This window comes from Allobacillus sp. SKP2-8 (assembly GCF_007559355.1).
GTDB classification, from domain to species: domain Bacteria; phylum Bacillota; class Bacilli; order Bacillales; family Alkalibacillaceae; genus Allobacillus; species Allobacillus halotolerans.
On the sequence record NZ_VMHF01000001.1, the window covers coordinates 335,819 to 352,990 of the forward strand.

Annotated in this window: 18 protein-coding genes; all 18 read right to left on the bottom strand. The window is 39.0% G+C overall.

Annotation, left to right across the window (positions count from 1 at the left end):
• Positions 1–55: 55 nt before the first annotated feature.
• Positions 56–1,762, bottom strand: a complete 1,707-nt coding sequence (locus FPQ10_RS01720) for a proline--tRNA ligase (RefSeq protein ID WP_144159287.1) — start codon at positions 1,760–1,762, stop codon at positions 56–58.
• 43 nt (positions 1,763–1,805) lie between these two features.
• Entirely contained in the window at positions 1,806–3,065 is a 1,260-nt protein-coding gene (rseP, locus tag FPQ10_RS01725; protein ID WP_144159290.1) for an RIP metalloprotease RseP, read from the bottom strand.
• A 16-nt stretch (positions 3,066–3,081) separates the two neighbouring features.
• A complete protein-coding gene (gene dxr / locus FPQ10_RS01730) occupies positions 3,082–4,227 on the bottom strand; it encodes a 1-deoxy-D-xylulose-5-phosphate reductoisomerase (protein WP_144159293.1) in 1,146 nt (381 codons plus the stop codon).
• Between the two features lie 32 nt (positions 4,228–4,259).
• Positions 4,260–5,048, bottom strand: a complete 789-nt coding sequence (locus FPQ10_RS01735) for a phosphatidate cytidylyltransferase (RefSeq protein ID WP_144159296.1) — start codon at positions 5,046–5,048, stop codon at positions 4,260–4,262.
• Positions 5,049–5,067: 19 nt separating this feature from the next.
• Complete coding sequence (locus tag FPQ10_RS01740; RefSeq protein ID WP_144159299.1) at positions 5,068–5,817, bottom strand: undecaprenyl pyrophosphate synthase; 750 nt, start codon at positions 5,815–5,817, stop codon at positions 5,068–5,070.
• Positions 5,818–5,907: 90 nt separating this feature from the next.
• On the bottom strand, positions 5,908–6,465 hold the full coding sequence (gene frr / locus FPQ10_RS01745; RefSeq protein WP_144159302.1) for a ribosome recycling factor: 558 nt from the start codon (positions 6,463–6,465) through the stop codon (positions 5,908–5,910).
• Positions 6,462–7,190, bottom strand: coding sequence for a UMP kinase (gene pyrH, locus FPQ10_RS01750; protein ID WP_144159305.1), 729 nt, complete (start codon positions 7,188–7,190; stop codon positions 6,462–6,464). Before pyrH ends, frr begins: the two co-directional genes overlap by 4 nt.
• A 203-nt stretch (positions 7,191–7,393) precedes the next feature.
• Entirely contained in the window at positions 7,394–8,278 is an 885-nt protein-coding gene (gene tsf, locus FPQ10_RS01755; protein WP_144159308.1) for a translation elongation factor Ts, read from the bottom strand.
• Between the two features lie 102 nt (positions 8,279–8,380).
• Positions 8,381–9,148, bottom strand: a complete 768-nt coding sequence (rpsB, locus tag FPQ10_RS01760) for a 30S ribosomal protein S2 (RefSeq protein ID WP_144159311.1) — start codon at positions 9,146–9,148, stop codon at positions 8,381–8,383.
• Positions 9,149–9,294: 146 nt separating this feature from the next.
• Positions 9,295–9,795 carry a DUF6115 domain-containing protein gene (locus FPQ10_RS01765; RefSeq protein WP_144159314.1) on the bottom strand — a complete coding sequence of 167 codons (501 nt, stop codon included), beginning with the start codon at positions 9,793–9,795 and terminating at the stop codon, positions 9,295–9,297.
• A 20-nt stretch (positions 9,796–9,815) separates the two neighbouring features.
• On the bottom strand, positions 9,816–10,133 hold the full coding sequence (locus FPQ10_RS01770) for a hypothetical protein (RefSeq protein WP_144159317.1): 318 nt from the start codon (positions 10,131–10,133) through the stop codon (positions 9,816–9,818).
• A 17-nt stretch (positions 10,134–10,150) separates the two neighbouring features.
• Positions 10,151–11,554 carry a flagellar assembly protein A gene (locus tag FPQ10_RS01775; RefSeq protein WP_144159320.1) on the bottom strand — a complete coding sequence of 468 codons (1,404 nt, stop codon included), beginning with the start codon at positions 11,552–11,554 and terminating at the stop codon, positions 10,151–10,153.
• Between the two features lie 29 nt (positions 11,555–11,583).
• Positions 11,584–12,351, bottom strand: a complete 768-nt coding sequence (locus tag FPQ10_RS01780) for a FliA/WhiG family RNA polymerase sigma factor (RefSeq protein WP_144159323.1) — start codon at positions 12,349–12,351, stop codon at positions 11,584–11,586.
• 33 nt (positions 12,352–12,384) lie between these two features.
• Positions 12,385–12,882: a chemotaxis protein CheD gene (locus tag FPQ10_RS01785; RefSeq protein WP_144159326.1), complete on the bottom strand. Its 498-nt coding sequence runs from the start codon at positions 12,880–12,882 to the stop codon at positions 12,385–12,387.
• Positions 12,875–13,507, bottom strand: a complete 633-nt coding sequence (locus tag FPQ10_RS01790) for a chemotaxis protein CheC (RefSeq protein WP_144159329.1) — start codon at positions 13,505–13,507, stop codon at positions 12,875–12,877. The genes FPQ10_RS01785 and FPQ10_RS01790 overlap by 8 nt, the downstream gene beginning before the upstream one ends.
• A gap of 24 nt (positions 13,508–13,531) precedes the next feature.
• Positions 13,532–13,999 carry a chemotaxis protein CheW gene (locus FPQ10_RS01795; RefSeq protein ID WP_144159332.1) on the bottom strand — a complete coding sequence of 156 codons (468 nt, stop codon included), beginning with the start codon at positions 13,997–13,999 and terminating at the stop codon, positions 13,532–13,534.
• Positions 14,000–14,012: 13 nt separating this feature from the next.
• Positions 14,013–16,016: a chemotaxis protein CheA gene (locus FPQ10_RS01800; protein ID WP_144159335.1), complete on the bottom strand. Its 2,004-nt coding sequence runs from the start codon at positions 16,014–16,016 to the stop codon at positions 14,013–14,015.
• Positions 16,017–16,028: 12 nt separating this feature from the next.
• Entirely contained in the window at positions 16,029–17,084 is a 1,056-nt protein-coding gene (locus FPQ10_RS01805) for a protein-glutamate methylesterase/protein-glutamine glutaminase (protein ID WP_144159338.1), read from the bottom strand.
• Between the last annotated feature and the right edge of the window lie 88 nt (positions 17,085–17,172).

Genomic DNA, 17,172 nt, shown 5'->3' on the forward strand with positions numbered 1-17,172 from the left:
TATAATTCATTTAGACCCCTGCCATAGATTGACAAGGGTCCTGTTTACTTGATAATTATTCATTCTCCCTCAATTGTTCGATGAACTGTGTAAGCTCGGAAATCTTCACATCTTTTTGTTCACCTGTCTGACGGTGTTTAAATTCAATATACCCTTCACTGGCACCTTTTCCGATCACAAATCGATAAGGGATGCCGATTAAATCACTGTCGTTAAATTTAACACCCGGCCGTTCTTTTCGGTCATCATATAATACATCGAAACCTTCATCTTGCAACTGTTTATAGAGTTGATCGGCCAACTCAACTTGTTGATCATTTTTCGTATTCAAATTAAGTAAGTGAATATCAAATGGTCGAATCTCTTTCGGCCAATTCATACCATTCTCATCACCAAATTGTTCCACAACAGCGGCAAGAGCACGGGATACGCCAATACCGTAACATCCCATGATAAATGGCTGAGATTTACCGTTACGATCAAGATATTCTGCACCGAGTTTTTCGGCATAAAGCGTACCTAGTTTAAAAATATGACCCACTTCAATGCCTTTGGCAAATTCAATCGTTCCCTGCCCATCTGGAGACGGGTCACCTTCTTGGATGAATCTCAAGTCCGCATAGTGACTCACATGGAAATCTCTTTCTGGTTGGACATTTATATAGTGATAACCATCTTCGTTTGCACCACATGTTGCGTTCACTAAATATTGAACAGCATAATCAGCAACGACATCTACGGTGTCAGGCAACTTTACAGGTCCAAGCGAGCCAAAGCCAGCTCCAACTGTCTCGCGAGTCTCTTCTTCCGTTGCCAACTCAACAATATCTGCATTGTATAGATTTTTTAACTTCACATCATTGACTTCGTGGTCACCTCTGATTACAACTAAAACAAATTGGCCATCCACTTTAAACATTATGGCCTTCATGCCCGTTGCCAATGGGTGTCCTAGATAATCTGCTACTTCTTGCATCGTTTTTGCATTTGGCGTGGAAACCTTTTCCAACTCTTTCGGTTGCACATCAGGTTTCTCACCTTGATCGGTTACCGGAGCCATTTCAATATTTGCTGCATAGTCCGAGGTGTTTGAATAAGCAATGATATCTTCCCCTACTTCAGAAAGAACCATAAATTCATGCGTATCTTTACCACCCATTGCGCCAGAATCAGCGATTACAGCACGATAATTCAAATTTAATCGATCGAAAATTCTCGAGTAGGCATCATATAGTGCTTGGTAAGTCTCGTCAAGAGATTCAAAGCTATCATGAAAAGAATACGCATCTTTCATTAAAAACTCTCGTCCTCGCAATAAGCCGAAACGAGGTCTTTGTTCATCTCTAAACTTATTTTGAATCTGATATAATGTAAAAGGTAACTTTTTATAAGATGTCACTTCATCTTTGACCAATGTGGTGACTACCTCTTCGTGAGTAGCCCCTAACGCGAATGGTCTGTTGTGACGATCTTTCAAACGCATTAATTCTCCGCCCATCGTATACCATCTACCGGTAGCTTCCCAAATTTCAGCTGGTTGTATGGTCGGCATTTGAACCTCTTGCGCACCGGATCGATCCATTTCTTCCAAGATGATTTTCTCAACTTTTCGAAGTACCTTTTTACCGAGTGGCAAGAAATTATATACTCCTGATGCCAATTTACGAATATAACCTGCCTTTAAAAGCAATTGATGACTTTTGATTTCAGCTTCTTTTGGAACTTCCCGCAAAGTCGGAATTAGCAAATTGCTTTGTCTCATTTCATTCACCTCAATCTAATTATACCGTAAAGCCATAACGCATTTACATAAACAATCGTTCAATGTCATTCCACGTGACAGCAATCATTAACAACATCAGTAAAGCAAAACCAATAAAGTGGAAAATCCCTTCTTTTTGTGGGTCGAGTGGTTTACCTCGAATTGCTTCATAGCCTAGGAACATCAGACGACCACCATCCAACGCTGGAAGTGGTAATAGATTTACAATTCCTAAGTTAATACTGAGCATTGCTGTCCACATAAAGAAGTTCAAGATTCCTGTTTGTACAACTTCATCTGTCGCTGTATAAATACCTACAGGACCTGCTAAAGCATCCAGTGATAATTGACCCGTTACAAGCATACCGAGAGCATCTAGTATCAGTGTGCCGATCTCATAAACCTGAGTAAAACCATAACTGAATACTTCTAATGGTGCTTTATCGAAGTCTCGCTTCACACCAATCCGACCAATCATTTCACCAGTTTCTGTCTCGTATGAATTGGTGACAAGTGAAGTTTCAATCGTTTTACCATCACGGTCAGCGGTCAATGCGATTTCTTCGCTAGGTCGCTCCTGCACATAAAGAACAAACTCGGTCCAGTCATCAATTTCTTTTCCGTCAATCGAAGTAATGGTATCTCCTGCGATCAGTTCAGCTTGTTCTGCTGGAGAACCATCCTGCACACTACCTAAAGATGCTTCTTCAACTGGAACGCCTTGAATAAAACCAAGTCCCCAAAATATGACGATAGCTAGCAGGAAGTTCATCAATGGACCAGCAAATACTTGCATCGCTTTTTTTCCGACTGACTTTGAACCGAATTGACGATCGTATGGAGCAATCAATGTTTCTTTTTCGTCCATGACAAATAACGCTTTTCGGTCAACATCGTACTGTTTTCTCTCTTCTGTATTGAGCTCATGACATACAAGTGTCAAATCATGGTCGAGATCGATCTGTTCAACTTCAACAACTTTGGCATTCGGATGCTTCGATTTATTATTGACGATGATTTTGTTCACTTTGTTTTGCTCATTGAATTCAATGCCTATATGATAACCTGGCTTCAATTCCACAATTTCTGGATCGTCCCCGGCAACACGCACATACCCACCGATTGGTAACATTCGAATCGTATACAGTGTTTCATCTTTTCGATGAGAAAAGATTTTCGGACCAAAACCAATTGCGAATTCCCTTGCAAGCATTCCTGCACGCTTGGCAAAGATTAGGTGTCCCAATTCATGGATAAACACCAATAAGCCAAACATAAATATAAAGGCAATGATTGTATTCATACACTAGCACCTTCCTTTACGAGTAAACACTCAAAATGCGTTTTCTCGTATCTTGGTCAACAGCAAGAATTGTTTCCAAATCAGGTTGCTCAATTACTTGATGTTTCTGTAATGCATCTTCTATGAGTTGTTCGATTTCCAAAAAAGTGATCTGGTCGTCCAAAAATAACTGAACAGCGACTTCATTGGCAGCGTTTAAAACAGTTGGTGCACTTCCGCCTGCTTTTCCGGCTTCATAAGCCATCCTCAAACAAGGGAATCTTTCAAAACTCAACTCATTGAAATGAAGCTCTTGAAACTTCAATAAATCTAATCCTTCACTTAATGAGAAGTCTGTACGATTCGGATAAGTCAATGCATACTGAATAGGAATCCGCATATCTGGAGTTCCCAATTGTGCCATTACACTTAAGTCATTGAATTCTACCATAGAATGGATGACACTTTCTTTGTGCATGAGTACATCAATCTTTTGATATGGTACCTGGAATAACCAGTGAGCTTCAATGACTTCTAATCCTTTATTCATCATTGTAGCCGAATCAATCGTGATTTTTGCACCCATATCCCAATTCGGATGCTTTAACGCATCTTCTTTTTTGACACCGATCAATTCATCACGAGAATAATCCCGAAAGCTACCGCCAGAAGCAGTGATGATCAAACGATTAAGTTGGTCTTGCTTTTCTCCACGCAAGCATTGGTGAATGGCTGCGTGTTCACTGTCCACTGGCAGTAAATCCACACCATACTTCTTCGCTTCTTCCATCACTATATGCCCAGCAGTGACTAACGTCTCTTTATTGGCAAAAGCGATTTGTTTTCTCGCACGAATTGCATCCAAAGTCGGTTTAAGTCCGATGCTTCCGAGTAGTGCATTGACAACCATATCCGTCTGTTCATGGGCAGCAACTTCGCATAAAGCTTCCATTCCATAAGATATTTTCGCTTGAAAAGAAATCTTTTTTTCAATTTCTTGTTTGGCTTCCCGATCACCAGCGATAATCCATTCTGGTTTTAATCTTTCTACCAACTCAAGTGCTTTGTCTACACGCTTTCCAAAAGCAAAGGCAAATAATCGATATTCCGGAAGCTGTTCAATCACTTCGACAGTTTGTTCACCAATTGAACCTGTCCCACCTAATAATGTAATGTTTTTCATTATACAACCCTCAACTTATCAAGTTCGTTCAATTAAAAAAAGTGTATGAAGTGTAAAAATGGCACCATAAAGATCAAGCTATCGAAGCGATCGAGGATGCCGCCATGACCTGGTAGTATCTGCCCTGAATCCTTGACTCCCATATGTCTCTTTAAAGCAGATTCAACCAAGTCACCGATTTGTGCTGTAATCGAGGCAAATATAGTGACTAATAGTAAGATTAATAAATTATCATGAATGGTTGTAACAGATTGTAGGATCAATACAGCAATAACGGAGATGATCACGCCACCAAAAAAACCTTCAATCGTTTTCTTTGGACTGATTGCCGGCCACAGTTTATTTTTACCAAGGAACTTACCGGTAAAGAATGCCCCTGTATCTGTTAACCAAATGACAACTAACACAAAGACAACATATTCCAAACCGTCATAGCGTGTTTCAATAAAGTATGAAAACCCAATCCCTATGTATAGTGCAGAAGTCAGTACGTAGGAAACACCATTAAATGTAAATTTGTTTTTGACGAGAACCGTATAAGCCAATAATAACAGAAAAGCTAAAAAGATGATTTCTATACGGCTTAAAGGAATTCGTTCTGCAAAAGGCAAAACCTTTTCATCACATAAAAGCAACCATAGCATAACCACTCCAACGATTGCAGGAAAGGAATTGAAAGGCACATTATTCATTCTCATCAACTCAAAAAAAGCGATGGTTGCTAATAGAAACACCATAACAACAAATGGCCACTCTCCGAATAGGACAAGCGGAATAAATAAAATCAATCCAATAATTGCGGTAATTATTCTTTCTTTCATTATACATCCACCTAACTGCCTATAACCCACCAAACCTTCTCTTACGGTCTTGATAAGCTAAAATAGCCATATCCAAGGCTTTTTCATTAAAATCCGGCCAAAGTTTTTCTGTAAAATAAAATTCTGAATAGGCGATTTGCCATAACAAGTAATTGCTAATGCGTTGTTCACCACTTGTACGAATAACCAAATCGGGATCACTCAACGAATTTGTGGTCAAATAATTTGAAAACGCTTTTTCATCCAGATCATCAAGGTCCATTTGACCTTCCTGATAATCCAAGCAAATTTGCTTCACAGCATCTAATATTTCTTTGCGACTGCCATAATTAATTGCGAAGTTAAGGATCAATCCTGTGTTATTCTCTGTTTTTTTTACAGAATAACTGACTGCTTCTTTTGTATATTTAGGCAAGGCGTCAAAGTCGCCAATCGTTGTTACTTTCACATTGTTCTTTACTAAATCTGGTAAGTAAGTGTCCAAAAACTGAGAGGGAAGTTTCATAATAAACTCCACTTCATTCATTGGTCTTTTCCAATTCTCAGTGGAAAAAGCATACAATGTTAACGCTTTAAGATCTAGTTCAACGGCACGTTCAACCATCTTTTGGATGGTTTTCATTCCTTCCCGGTGTCCGGCAATCCGAGGCAATCCCCTCTTTTTTGCCCACCGTCCATTTCCGTCCATGATAATGGCAATATGTTCCGGTAAATTGGATGGATCGATTTCTTTTTGAACGGATTGCTTTTCTTTCGACCGAGTAAACATACCAATCCCTCACTAAGTAAAAGAGTATATAGAAAAATTTAGCTTTCGCTTCACACAGCGAAAGCTTATGTTAATCATGCGAGAAGCTAATTACACTTCTAAAATTTCTTTTTCTTTTGCTTCTAAACTAGAGTCAATTTCACCGATACTATTATCAGTGATTTTTTGAACTTCATCTTGATTAGCACGTAGTTCATCTTCAGTAATTTCGCTATCTTTTTCTTGTTTTTTCAGTTGGTCGTTAGCTTCACGTCGAATATTTCTGACTTGAACACGAGCTTCTTCAGCATATTTCCGTGAAACTTTCACCAATTCTTTTCTTCTTTCTTCTGTCAATGCAGGAATATTGATTCGAATGACATTTCCGTCATTATTTGGTGTCAATCCTAAGTCTGCTTTCAGAATACCCTTTTCGACATCACCGATCGATGATTTATCAAATGGCGTGACGACAAGTAAGCGTGCTTCTGGTGCTGAAATTGTCGCTAATTGATTCAACGGCGTGTTGGCACCATAATAATTCACATACACCGTATCCAAAATGGCCGGGTTGGCACGACCTGCTCGAACTGTAGCCAGTTGTCTACTAAAAGCTTTAACAGCATCATTCATTTTTGTTTTTGTGTCATTAATGATTGATTGACTCATGAATATTTCCTCCTAATTACTGTACCGATGTCTTCTCCTAATAATACGCGTTTGATATTTCCTTTTTCCATGATGGAAAATACAATTAATGAAATATTATTATCCATACATAATGAAGTCGCTGTAGAATCCATGACCGCAAGCCCTTTGTTCAAGATATCCAAATAGGATAACTCACTGAACTTCATTGCCTCTTGATCCATTTTCGGATCAGCGGAATAGACACCATCTACATTGTTTTTTGCCATTAAAATGACATCTGCTTCAATTTCTGCTGCTCGTAAGGCTGCCGTTGTGTCTGTAGAAAAGTATGGATTCCCGGTACCTCCAGCAAAGATTACCACACGCTTTTTCTCCAAATGTCGCATTGCTTTTCTGCGAATATAAGGCTCTGCAACTTGTCTCATTTCAATGGAGGTTTGGACACGTGTTTGGACATCGAAGTTCTCTAAACTGTCTTGCAAGGCCAGTGAATTCATGACTGTCGCCAACATGCCCATATAATCGGCATTTGCACGGTCCATTCCAACTTCACTACCTATCTTACCACGCCAAAGGTTTCCTCCGCCAACGACAATGGCAATTTCTATACCTAAATCATGAATTTCTTTTATTTGTTGGGCTATTGATTTGATAAACGTTGGATCAATGCCACTACCTTTTTCTCCACTTAATGCTTCACCACTTAATTTTAGTACAATTCGTTTGTATTTTGGTGTCGACATAGCTACCTCCATCAATTATATGTAAGCTATTCATCAAACATGTGCTGTTAAAAATGATTAGCTAAATAGATTCTTTTAAAAATAGGGAACACGTTCTCCGTGTTCCCTATTTTCTTGCCACCCATTCAAGTAAGATGAATGTTCATATAAAATTTCGCTATGGTTCATATGAGCGCCACATGAACAAAGGACTTGGGAACAGCTTATTTTTTGATTTGACCCATTACTTCGTCAGCAAAGTTTTCTTCACGTTTTTCCATACCTTCGCCAACTTCGTAACGGACGAATTCTGTTACTGATGCGCCGTTTGATTCTACATATTTTTTAACTTTTTGATCTGGATCTTTAACGAAACCTTGTTCCAATAGGCAAATTTCTTCAAAGAATTTACCTAAACGTCCTTCGACCATTTTCTCAACGATATGCTCAGGTTTACCTTCATTCAATGCTTGAGTTTTTAGCATTTCGCGTTCTTGATCCACTTCATTTTGCGGAACCTCATCACGAGATACAAATCGAGGGTTAACTGCTGCGATATGCATAGCAACATCTTTTGCTACAGATTCATCTGTTGTACCTTCCAATACGGTTAACGCTCCGATTCGGCCACCCATGTGAGTATAAGCACCAAACGCAGCATTGTCATCTTTTGTTAGTAGGCCAAAGCGACGAAGTGATAGTTTTTCACCAATTTGTGCAATGTTTTTATTGATGAACTCTTGTACGGTATCGCCTTCACCATTCAATGGCTGTTCAAGAGCTTCTTCTACTGTAGAAGGATTTTGACTTAGAATATGGCTTGCTAAAGCATCCAATAGTTCCTTGAACTGATCGTTCTTTGCAACAAAGTCTGTTTCACTGTTTACTTCGATCAATACAGCAGCATTTCCGTCAACTTTGATATGAGCTGATCCTTCTGCCGCAATGCGGTCTGCTTTCTTTGCTGCTTTAGAAATTCCTTTTTCACGAAGATATTCAACAGCTTTATCCATATCTCCATCCGTTTCAGTTAACGCTTTTTTACAATCCATCATTCCTGCGCCTGTTTTTTCACGTAATTCTTTAACCATTTTCGCATTTACTGCCATAAGAATTCCTCCTTCAGGTAATTGGGTATCATATCGTTAAGACGAAAGTTTTCTAAAAAAGGGTGATAAAAGGTTCTGTTCCCCCTTATCACCCTTTACCTTTTACTCTTCTACTTTTTCTTCTGTCTTTTTCTCTTCTGTTTCTTCACTCGTTGCTTCTTCTTCAGAAGTTGTATCTTGCAGTTCTTCACCTTGTTTTACTTCTAGAATTGCATCAGCCATTCTGGAAGTAAGTAACTTAACCGCACGGATTGCGTCATCATTTGCTGGGATCACGTAATCAATCTCGTCTGGATCACAGTTTGTATCAACCATCGCTACGATTGGAATATTCAATTTCTGTGCTTCTTTCACAGCAATTCTTTCTTTACGTGGGTCGACAATGAATACAGCGTCTGGTAAGCCGTTCATATTTTTAACGCCACCTAAGAACTTTTCAAGACGTTCTTTTTCTTTAAGAATCATAACAACTTCTTTTTTCGGTAATACGTCGAACGTACCGTCTTCTTCCATTTTTTCGATGTCTTTCAAACGATTTACTCGTTTTTGAATGGTTTGCATGTTTGTCAATGTACCACCCAACCAACGTTGGTTAACGTAGTACATACCAGAGCGAATTGCTTCGTCTCTAATTGTATCTTGTGCTTGTTTTTTGGTACCGACGAATAAAACTTTCCCTCCGTCTTGTGCCAAGTTTTTCACAAAGTTAAATGCTTCATCAACCTTTTTAACTGTTTTTTGTAGATCGATGATGTAAATGCCGTTACGCTCCGTGAAGATGTATTTTTTCATCTTCGGATTCCAACGACGTGTTTGGTGGCCAAAATGCACACCTGCTTCTAGCAATTGTTTCATTGAAATTGCTGCCATTGTTCATTCCTCCTATGGTTTTTATATTCCTCCGCTCACTTCATCAACAGAACAGAACTTTTTGAAAGCACCACTGTACTGTTTCGACGAGCGTGTGTACTAACACCAAAAGTAAATATATCATATTGATTTTACACTAGCAAGTGTTAATTCGACAATTGTGTATGAATTTTAATCATTAGTTCGATCTCTGTCACACCTACGTTTAATTGTTTAGCAATTTGATCTGCTGAATAGCCTTGATCGTAAAGGTGCATCACTCGGCTTTCCATTGTTAGCTCATACACCGGCTCATGTTCTTCTTGTGGAATAAGTGGTTCATAATCCAGTTCATCGGGGAAGTTTTCTTTGGTAAAGAAGGGCTCCTCTTCAAATTCGGTCGAATCCTCTTTTTCTATGACTGATTCTTTGCTTTGTTGCTGTTGCGTTCTTTGCTTATCTTGTTGTTTTTTCATTTTGTTTATTTGTTCGGTGAATTTCTGGTTCTCTTCCTTGATCTCTACTAAATAATTATGGAATAGTTCATCAATTTCTTTTTCTTTCTGTTCAATAACATTTTCTCGCTCTTTATTTTCCTGAAGTTTCTGATAGAGAAGAAACAGAAAAATGAATGTAACGCCATGTAAAATTAAGCTTAATAGTAACACGTCGAACCCTTCTCCAATCGCTAGCGTGAATAATCAATCTTCTTTCCTAAATAAGGATGATTTAATCTATTTTCCTCTGTTCGTTGCTGTTTCAAAGGTCTGTGATGTTCGTTTGATTGTCGGACTTGGTTGCTATCATCTGCATCCCTATGAATTTGCGTTTGATCTTTTTGTTCTGATTTTATTACTGCTTTTCGCATCTTTTCTGCTTCTTTTAAATGATTCTGGCCGATAAAGTCTTGACTTTGTTTGCCGCGTTGTTGCAGTTGATCTTGGAGTTGACTGTGTTCTTGAACTCTCGGCAGTGCGACTTGTAATTCTACACCCTTCCAACTCACTTAACTCACTCCTTTTTTTATAAAGGAATGATCGAAAAATCTTGATGTTTGTAGACAACCGATACGTGTTTATATTCTTGTTGAATGGACATGGAGTACTTTCCGACCATTACATGAACATTTGGATACAGGATACCATTTACATCCATTTTCAAAAAATCAAATGCTTCCTTCTCTTCGTTCAATGTAAATTGTTTTTCAAGCAACTTCTCAAGTTCAATCTTTGTCATGTTATACGTGTTTCTTTGACGCAACATCGCTACACGTTCTTTGCTTGATAGATCCCTAATTTGTTTGACTTCTTCTAAACGTTCTCCCAATAGTTTTAACTTTTTTAATTGGTCTTGGGCTTGTTCAATTTTTGACTCTAGTTCATTATACAAATGCATGACATCCATACTATGGCCTAAATAAACTTCTGTCTTTGTTTCTAAACGATTGCCGAAATCATTTCCTTCAATTTTCTTACCGACAGATATATGTCCTCCAATAATATGTCCTCGGTGGCAATAGAGCATATCTTGAGCATCGATGTGACTATGTAAACAAGAATTTTCAATAATGATATTTCTACCTGCTTTAAGATTTGCTTGATTAATATTCCGTACGCGAATATCCATTCCGGCATCAAGTCTTCCATTACCAGCCGCATATACACCCTCATGGACAAAAATCGAACCCCCGGCTTCCAGGGTGGCAGCTTCGACAGTCCCTTGAATCGTTATATCGCCTCTTGCCTTTAAAGAGAAACCTGTGGGAACGTCACCATTTATAACGATTGAACCATTAAAATCAATGTTGCCTGTCTCCATACTCACCGATTTTTTCACTTCATAAACAGGAAGTACTTGTATTTGTTTTGAAATCAAACTGACTTGGCCGCTTCCGGTAGCAAATATTGCCTGGTGCTCTTCCTGAAATTCTGTATTTTTTCCAGCCTTCATAACTGCTGGTTTCCCGGGCTTTGCCTTAACTACGTTACCTGTAACATTCATTCCATCCTTTGATTCTGTTGGCGGAATAATGGTAACTAATTTCGTGCCTGTTTCGACCTTTGGAATGACCATGATTTCTTTGAAGTCAATATGCTCTTGATCGTTTATCTCGATTGTTGTTCCTAATTGTACGTGATATTTCAACATACCATTCTTCCCATGTTGAGGCGCAAGCCCTCTTGCAAAGACAACGGGATCTTGGTTAATTCGAAAGTTTTTAATCATCGTTAATAAAACATCTTCCAACAACCCATATGTTACGTTTTTCGAACGAGCAAAATCAAAAAGATCTTTTAAATGAATTTGTTCTTTTAGTTCGTGTAATTCTTGGGTAGATCGATGTTGTAATACCTCACGGTTAAACTCTATAAGTGCTTGCATTTTATCATCACTAATCTGGATTAGAAAGACGCTCGACAAATCCAAGTTTTTTTCACTCCTAGTCACTGAACGATTTATTGAACAGTCGTTAAAAGGCTTTTCAGTTTTGCAATGGATTTTGTATGTATCTGTGAAATTCGAGAAGTCGAGAGTTGAAGAATCCCCCCAATTTCTGTGAATGTCAATTCTTCTTTATAAAATAGTTGTAGGACAAGCTGTTCTTTTTCATTCAGTTCTGTAATCACTGTTACCAATTCATTGATTTGCTCTTTTTTCAAGCTGGACTCTTCCGGCGTATACGCTTGTCTATCTGGTATGGTGTTCCTTAAGCTCTCCCGATGCTCGGGTTGTTGTTCACTTTTTTGTTCTTCAATCGATAGAAAATTTGCGACAAGTGTATCTTTTACAATTTCTGAGGTTTCTTGGTGGGATATGCCGACTTCATTTGCGATTTCACTGATTTTTGGTTCTCGATTCAATCTCTTTTCCAATCGCTCCGTTGCTTGCTCGACTATTTTTGCTTTTTCTCTGACAGACCTTGGCAGCCAATCTTCCTTTCGTAAACCATCAATGATCGAACCTTTTATGCGAAAAGAAGCGTACGTATCGAATTTTAAATCACGGTTGGGATCGAACTTTTCTAATGCATCAACCAACCCCATAAAAGCCAAGCTTTTTATATCCTGTCTTTCCACATTCTTCGGTAATGTTGTATAAATGCGGTTGACTTGATAATCCACTAGTGGCATGTAGTGTTCAACCAATTTATTCCCAGCTTGCTCATCCTTATCCTGTTGCCATTTTTTCCAAATTGTCTTCAAGGAATCTTCGGTTAATACCATAATATGTAACCTCCTGAAACTCAGGCTTTCTGATTATATGAACTGTTCACCTTGCTGTATGGTCCGAACCTTCAAAAGTAAACTCTCCGTACTGAATTCGATTGTCCGGCCTTTATTTCCGCCAACATCTTCAGCAAGGAGTGGTATGTTATGCTCTGTGAGCACTTCTTTTACTGCATCAATATTTCTTGGCCCAATCCGGATTGTATCTTTCCCGCTTTGATTGGTGAACATTTGAGCTCCACCCGCAATTTTAGCTTTCATTCGGCTCTTTTTAGCATTCTTTTGCAGCATCATTTCAATTAGTGTCGCAATTCCCGTATCTGCAAATTTACCTTGTTTAAAATCCTCAGTTTTGGCAATTGACGAATCAGGAAGCATCACATGGACCAATCCAGCTATACGGATTTGTTCATCATAGATCACAACGCCAACACACGAACCTAGTCCGATTGTGGAAATCGATCCTGGGTGTTCGACTACGTTTAAATCAGCTATTCCAACCTTGACAGCACCCAGAACCTTACTCATGATCGGCAACTCCCAATACTTCAAAAATTTGTTGAAATGCTTCTGGGTCCGGTAATAAAATAAAATGACCTTGTAATGGGTTCTTTTCCGATGTTTCATCACTGAAAACTGTTTCAATCATAATTGCGTGGTCGGATACTTGCGAAATTTCGATTAGACCTGCAGTCAACATTGCACCCAGCATATCTATAGCGACAGAAGGAACGGATTGATGTATTTCCAAATTTGTAAAGTCAGATAACGCACGCACATAGGATCCAGTTAAAATATTTCCTAATTCCATAAAAGCAGATATTGCGAATGAATCGCCTTCTATTAAGGATAAGTTCTTATTGCCGGTCAGCAATCCAACAAATTCTTCTGCTTCAGCCGGATCAATCACAAAAAACATGCTTCCTTTTAACCGTCCTTGTAACTCTACATGAATAGCAGCTTGTACTTCTTCCTTCCCACCTGCCCTTTCCATCATTTCATCAAAGGAAACAACATGTACAACTGGCGTTTTCATGTGTACGGGTTGATTCAACATTTCAGATAATGACGTCGCAGCGTTACCCGCACCGATATTAGCGATTTCTTTTAAAACATCTTTGTGGATCGCTGTATAATCAAAAGGATGATTCATAATACTTCCTTTCCACCAGCAGAGTTATTTTTCCACTGCTGATAACTGATTCACTTCTTCATTGGAGAGTACTCGATCAAGATTTAACAGAATTAATAACCGATGTTCCAATTTGGCTACACCACGGACATAATCAGTGTCCACCGAACCAATTACTTCTGGTGGTGTTTCAATGTCATCTTCACTCAAGTCAACAACATCGTTCGCTTCATCAACAATCATACCGACTTCTTTATCATCAATGTGCACGATAATCATTCTTGACCGATTAGAATACTCACTCGTTTCCATACCAAAACGCTCACGTAAATCAATGACCGGTGTGACAATACCACGTAAGTTTATGACTCCTTTAATAAACTTCGGTGTATTGGGAATCCGAGTAATTTCTAGCATTCTCTCGATTGAACCGACATAATCGATTGGCACCCCATATTCTTCATTTTGCAACCTGAAGACGATCACTTTAACTTCTTTTGACACTTTGCTCATCTAAACAGCCTCCTTATTTAATTAGTGAATGCGTATCTATGATTAACGCCACTTCTCCATCGCCGAGTATTGTCGCCCCTGATATGGCAAATATGTTCGTTAGATAGTTTCCTAAATTTTTCAAAACAACTTCTTGTTGCCCGATCAGTGAATCAACTACCAGACCTGCCACTTGTTCACCTTTACGAACAATGATAACGGATTCATAGGCAGATTCATTAGCAGAATCTGGCACTTCCAGCACATCACGTAAAAAGATAAGTGGAATCACAGACTCTCTGAAATGCATCATCTGTTGTCCTTGTACGGTAACGATTTCTTCCGGTTTGATCAGCGCCGTTTCGATGATTGTTGAAAGTGGTACGGCATACGTTTCATTACCAATCGTGCTTAACATGACTGAGATAATTGATAATGTCAGTGGGAGTTGGATCGTAAACGTGGTCCCTTTTCCTTCCTCTGATATAATTTCTATTGTTCCGCCCAAGGATTCTATTGTATTTTTGACAACATCCAGTCCCACTCCTCGACCAGATATATCAGAAATCTCGTCCGCTGTTGAGAATCCACTTGCTAAAATGAGTTCATCGATTTTTCGATTCGATAGCTGATTCGCTTGTTCAGGTGTGACCACCTGATTTTCGATGGCTTTATTCAATACTTTTTCTCGATTAATTCCTTGTCCATCATCAGAAATTTCAATATACACATGATTGCCACTGTGATAAGCCTTTAACAACACGTGTCCTTGGCGATTTTTTCCCATTTTTTCTCGGACATCTGGCGTTTCAATCCCATGATCTAACGAGTTCCGGATTAAGTGGACTAAAGGATCCCCAATCTCATCGATTACCGTTCGATCGAGCTCTGTTTCGGCACCTTCAATATCCAATTGAATCTCTTTTTGTAACTCTCGTGTCAATTGGCGAACCATTCGTGGAAAACGATTGAAAACCTGCTCAATCGGGACCATACGCATGTTTAAAATGATGCTTTGTAAATCACTGGAAATCCTGGTCATTCGACCGACCGTCTCTGTTAAATCATTATGCTCCATTTCATCGGCGATTTGTTCTAGTCTTCCTCTGTCAATGACTAGCTCTTCAAACAAATTCATCAATGCATCCAAACGATTGATATTAACACGGATGGTTTTATTTGCTGCTTGTTTTCGTTTGGATCCAGAATTTTCTTGGGCTTCCTTCGTTGTGGAATCAAGTTTTGTTGGTTCTTGATTTATTCCTATGTTTTCTGTTCGTTCCGTTTGTTTTTGATTGCCGATTGGTTGAATGCTCACCTGCTTAATTTCTGATACCTTCATGATTTTGTCAGTTATTTCTTTCTGTTCGATCGAAGTCACATAGGCCACATCAAACTGTTGATCGAATTCTTCATTTTCAAGTACTTCGACTGAAGGCACTGACTTAATTATTTCGCCTTCCTTCTCTAGGATCTCAAATACCATATAGACACGTGCTGCTTTCAGCAAACAATCATCCGCCAGTTGAATCGTTAAGTGATAAGTATGTAAACCTTCTGCTTTTGCTTGGTTAATCACCGTTTCTTCAAACGAATCGAGCGTGAGTTCTTTGCTAGTGACATCCTGGTTGGAAGCTACAGAATCATCCGAAACATCTTCACCTTTCTCGATTGCTTTGAGTTGATCTAAAATAGGTTGTATTACACCTTTTCCATCACCGCCCGAAGAGATATCACCGACCATTTCCTCAAGCTTTTCGACAGCATGCAATAACATATCCAGCAAATTAGTAGATGCTGGTAATTGATTGTTTCTGACTAGATCGAGAACATCTTCCATTTGATGTGTTAATGTCGTCAATTCTTCATAGCCCATTGTTGCAGACATACCTTTTAATGTGTGTGCCGCACGAAAGATCACTTCGATATGTTCCATATTCGTAGGGTCTTTTTCTAGGTCGAGCAATCCATCGTTGATTGTCTGTAAATTTTCGTTACTTTCATCGATAAAAATACCTAAATATTGGCTAGTCTCCATAAATGTTCCTCCCTATTCGTTCACCAATTCCACCAGTGTCGAGGTGATTTCATCCAAGCGTCTGATCAAGCAACCATTGATATGTTCAACAATAGATTTGGGCATTCCGTAAATCAATGCTGTTTCCTGGGATTCAGCGATGATGATGCTCCTTGTATCAAGTTGTTTCAGTTCCATAGCTCCATCTGTTCCGTCTGTACCCATCCCCGTAAGTACAACCGCTAGTTTATTTGTGTTTTTTAATGTAGCAACCGATGAAAACAACTTATTCACGGATGGTCGATGTCCCTTTTCCGGCTCTTCTCGGTTGATGTCAATGACAAGTGAACGATTAAGTTGTTTGAGTTGAAGATGATAATCTCCAGGTGCAATATAGACAACACCATTGCGTAAAATCTCTCCAGGTATTGCTTCTTTTACTTTGACAGCTGAAAGCTCATCCAGCCGCTCAGCAAGTGATTTTGTGAATTTCGCAGGCATATGTTGTACGATGACGACTGGTGCATGAAAATCATTGGGCAACTGAGTGATGACTTGTTGTAAGGCTTTTGGTCCACCTGTTGAAACGCCAATACAGACCACTGTTTGTTTATGTATAAATGGCGGAATGTGCTCGTTATTATTTATATCGAACTTTTTCCGTAAATGTTGATATTGTTGACCACTTGATGTTTCTGCTGCTTGAATGATTTTCTCGGTAATCTCTGATGCCACTTTATGTATATCCAGTGAAATGGGTCCAGAAGGCTTGGAAATAAAGTCGATTGCCCCTATACGAAGGGCTTCAATCGTTTCTTTCGCTCCACTTTTTGTTGTACTAGATAGCATAACGACTGGCATGGGATGACTTTTCATAATTCGTTCCAATGTTTCTAGTCCATTCATCTTAGGCATTTCTACATCTAACGTTACAACGTCCGGTTTCAGATCTTTCAATTTTTTAAGTCCGTCTACTCCGTCTCTAGCTGTTCCGACGACTTCTAATCGCTCAGATTGCTGAACAATATCGGAAATCATTTTTCTCATGAATGCTGAATCATCTACTATGAGTACTTTATATGGTTTCATCGCCGGGCAACCTTTCTTTCGTTGTGGTGATTTCATTTTCTATTGAGATAGAAAAATAAACGTGTTTCTGTGTGGCTCGTTTGAATAT

Bases quoted from the DNA above. Each gene is read 5' to 3' on its own strand.
- FPQ10_RS01740 (WP_144159299.1), bottom strand. From the start codon at position 5,817: ATGTTTACTCGGTCGAAAGAAAAGCAATCCGTTCAAAAAGAAATCGAT.
- frr (WP_144159302.1), bottom strand. From the start codon at position 6,465: ATGAGTCAATCAATCATTAATGACACAAAAACAAAAATGAATGATGCT.
- FPQ10_RS01790 (WP_144159329.1), bottom strand. From the start codon at position 13,507: ATGAATCATCCTTTTGATTATACAGCGATCCACAAAGATGTTTTAAAA.
- rpsB (WP_144159311.1), bottom strand. From the start codon at position 9,148: ATGGCAGCAATTTCAATGAAACAATTGCTAGAAGCAGGTGTGCATTTT.
- FPQ10_RS01795 (WP_144159332.1), bottom strand. From the start codon at position 13,999: ATGAGCAAAGTGTCAAAAGAAGTTAAAGTGATCGTCTTCAGGTTGCAA.
- FPQ10_RS01720 (WP_144159287.1), bottom strand. From the start codon at position 1,762: ATGAGACAAAGCAATTTGCTAATTCCGACTTTGCGGGAAGTTCCAAAA.
- FPQ10_RS01735 (WP_144159296.1), bottom strand. From the start codon at position 5,048: ATGAAAGAAAGAATAATTACCGCAATTATTGGATTGATTTTATTTATT.
- FPQ10_RS01805 (WP_144159338.1), bottom strand. From the start codon at position 17,084: ATGAAACCATATAAAGTACTCATAGTAGATGATTCAGCATTCATGAGA.
- pyrH (WP_144159305.1), bottom strand. From the start codon at position 7,190: ATGTCGACACCAAAATACAAACGAATTGTACTAAAATTAAGTGGTGAA.
- FPQ10_RS01785 (WP_144159326.1), bottom strand. From the start codon at position 12,882: ATGAGTAAGGTTCTGGGTGCTGTCAAGGTTGGAATAGCTGATTTAAAC.
- tsf (WP_144159308.1), bottom strand. From the start codon at position 8,278: ATGGCAGTAAATGCGAAAATGGTTAAAGAATTACGTGAAAAAACAGGC.
- FPQ10_RS01800 (WP_144159335.1), bottom strand. From the start codon at position 16,016: ATGGAGACTAGCCAATATTTAGGTATTTTTATCGATGAAAGTAACGAA.
- dxr (WP_144159293.1), bottom strand. From the start codon at position 4,227: ATGAAAAACATTACATTATTAGGTGGGACAGGTTCAATTGGTGAACAA.
- rseP (WP_144159290.1), bottom strand. From the start codon at position 3,065: ATGAATACAATCATTGCCTTTATATTTATGTTTGGCTTATTGGTGTTT.
- FPQ10_RS01780 (WP_144159323.1), bottom strand. From the start codon at position 12,351: ATGGTATTAACCGAAGATTCCTTGAAGACAATTTGGAAAAAATGGCAA.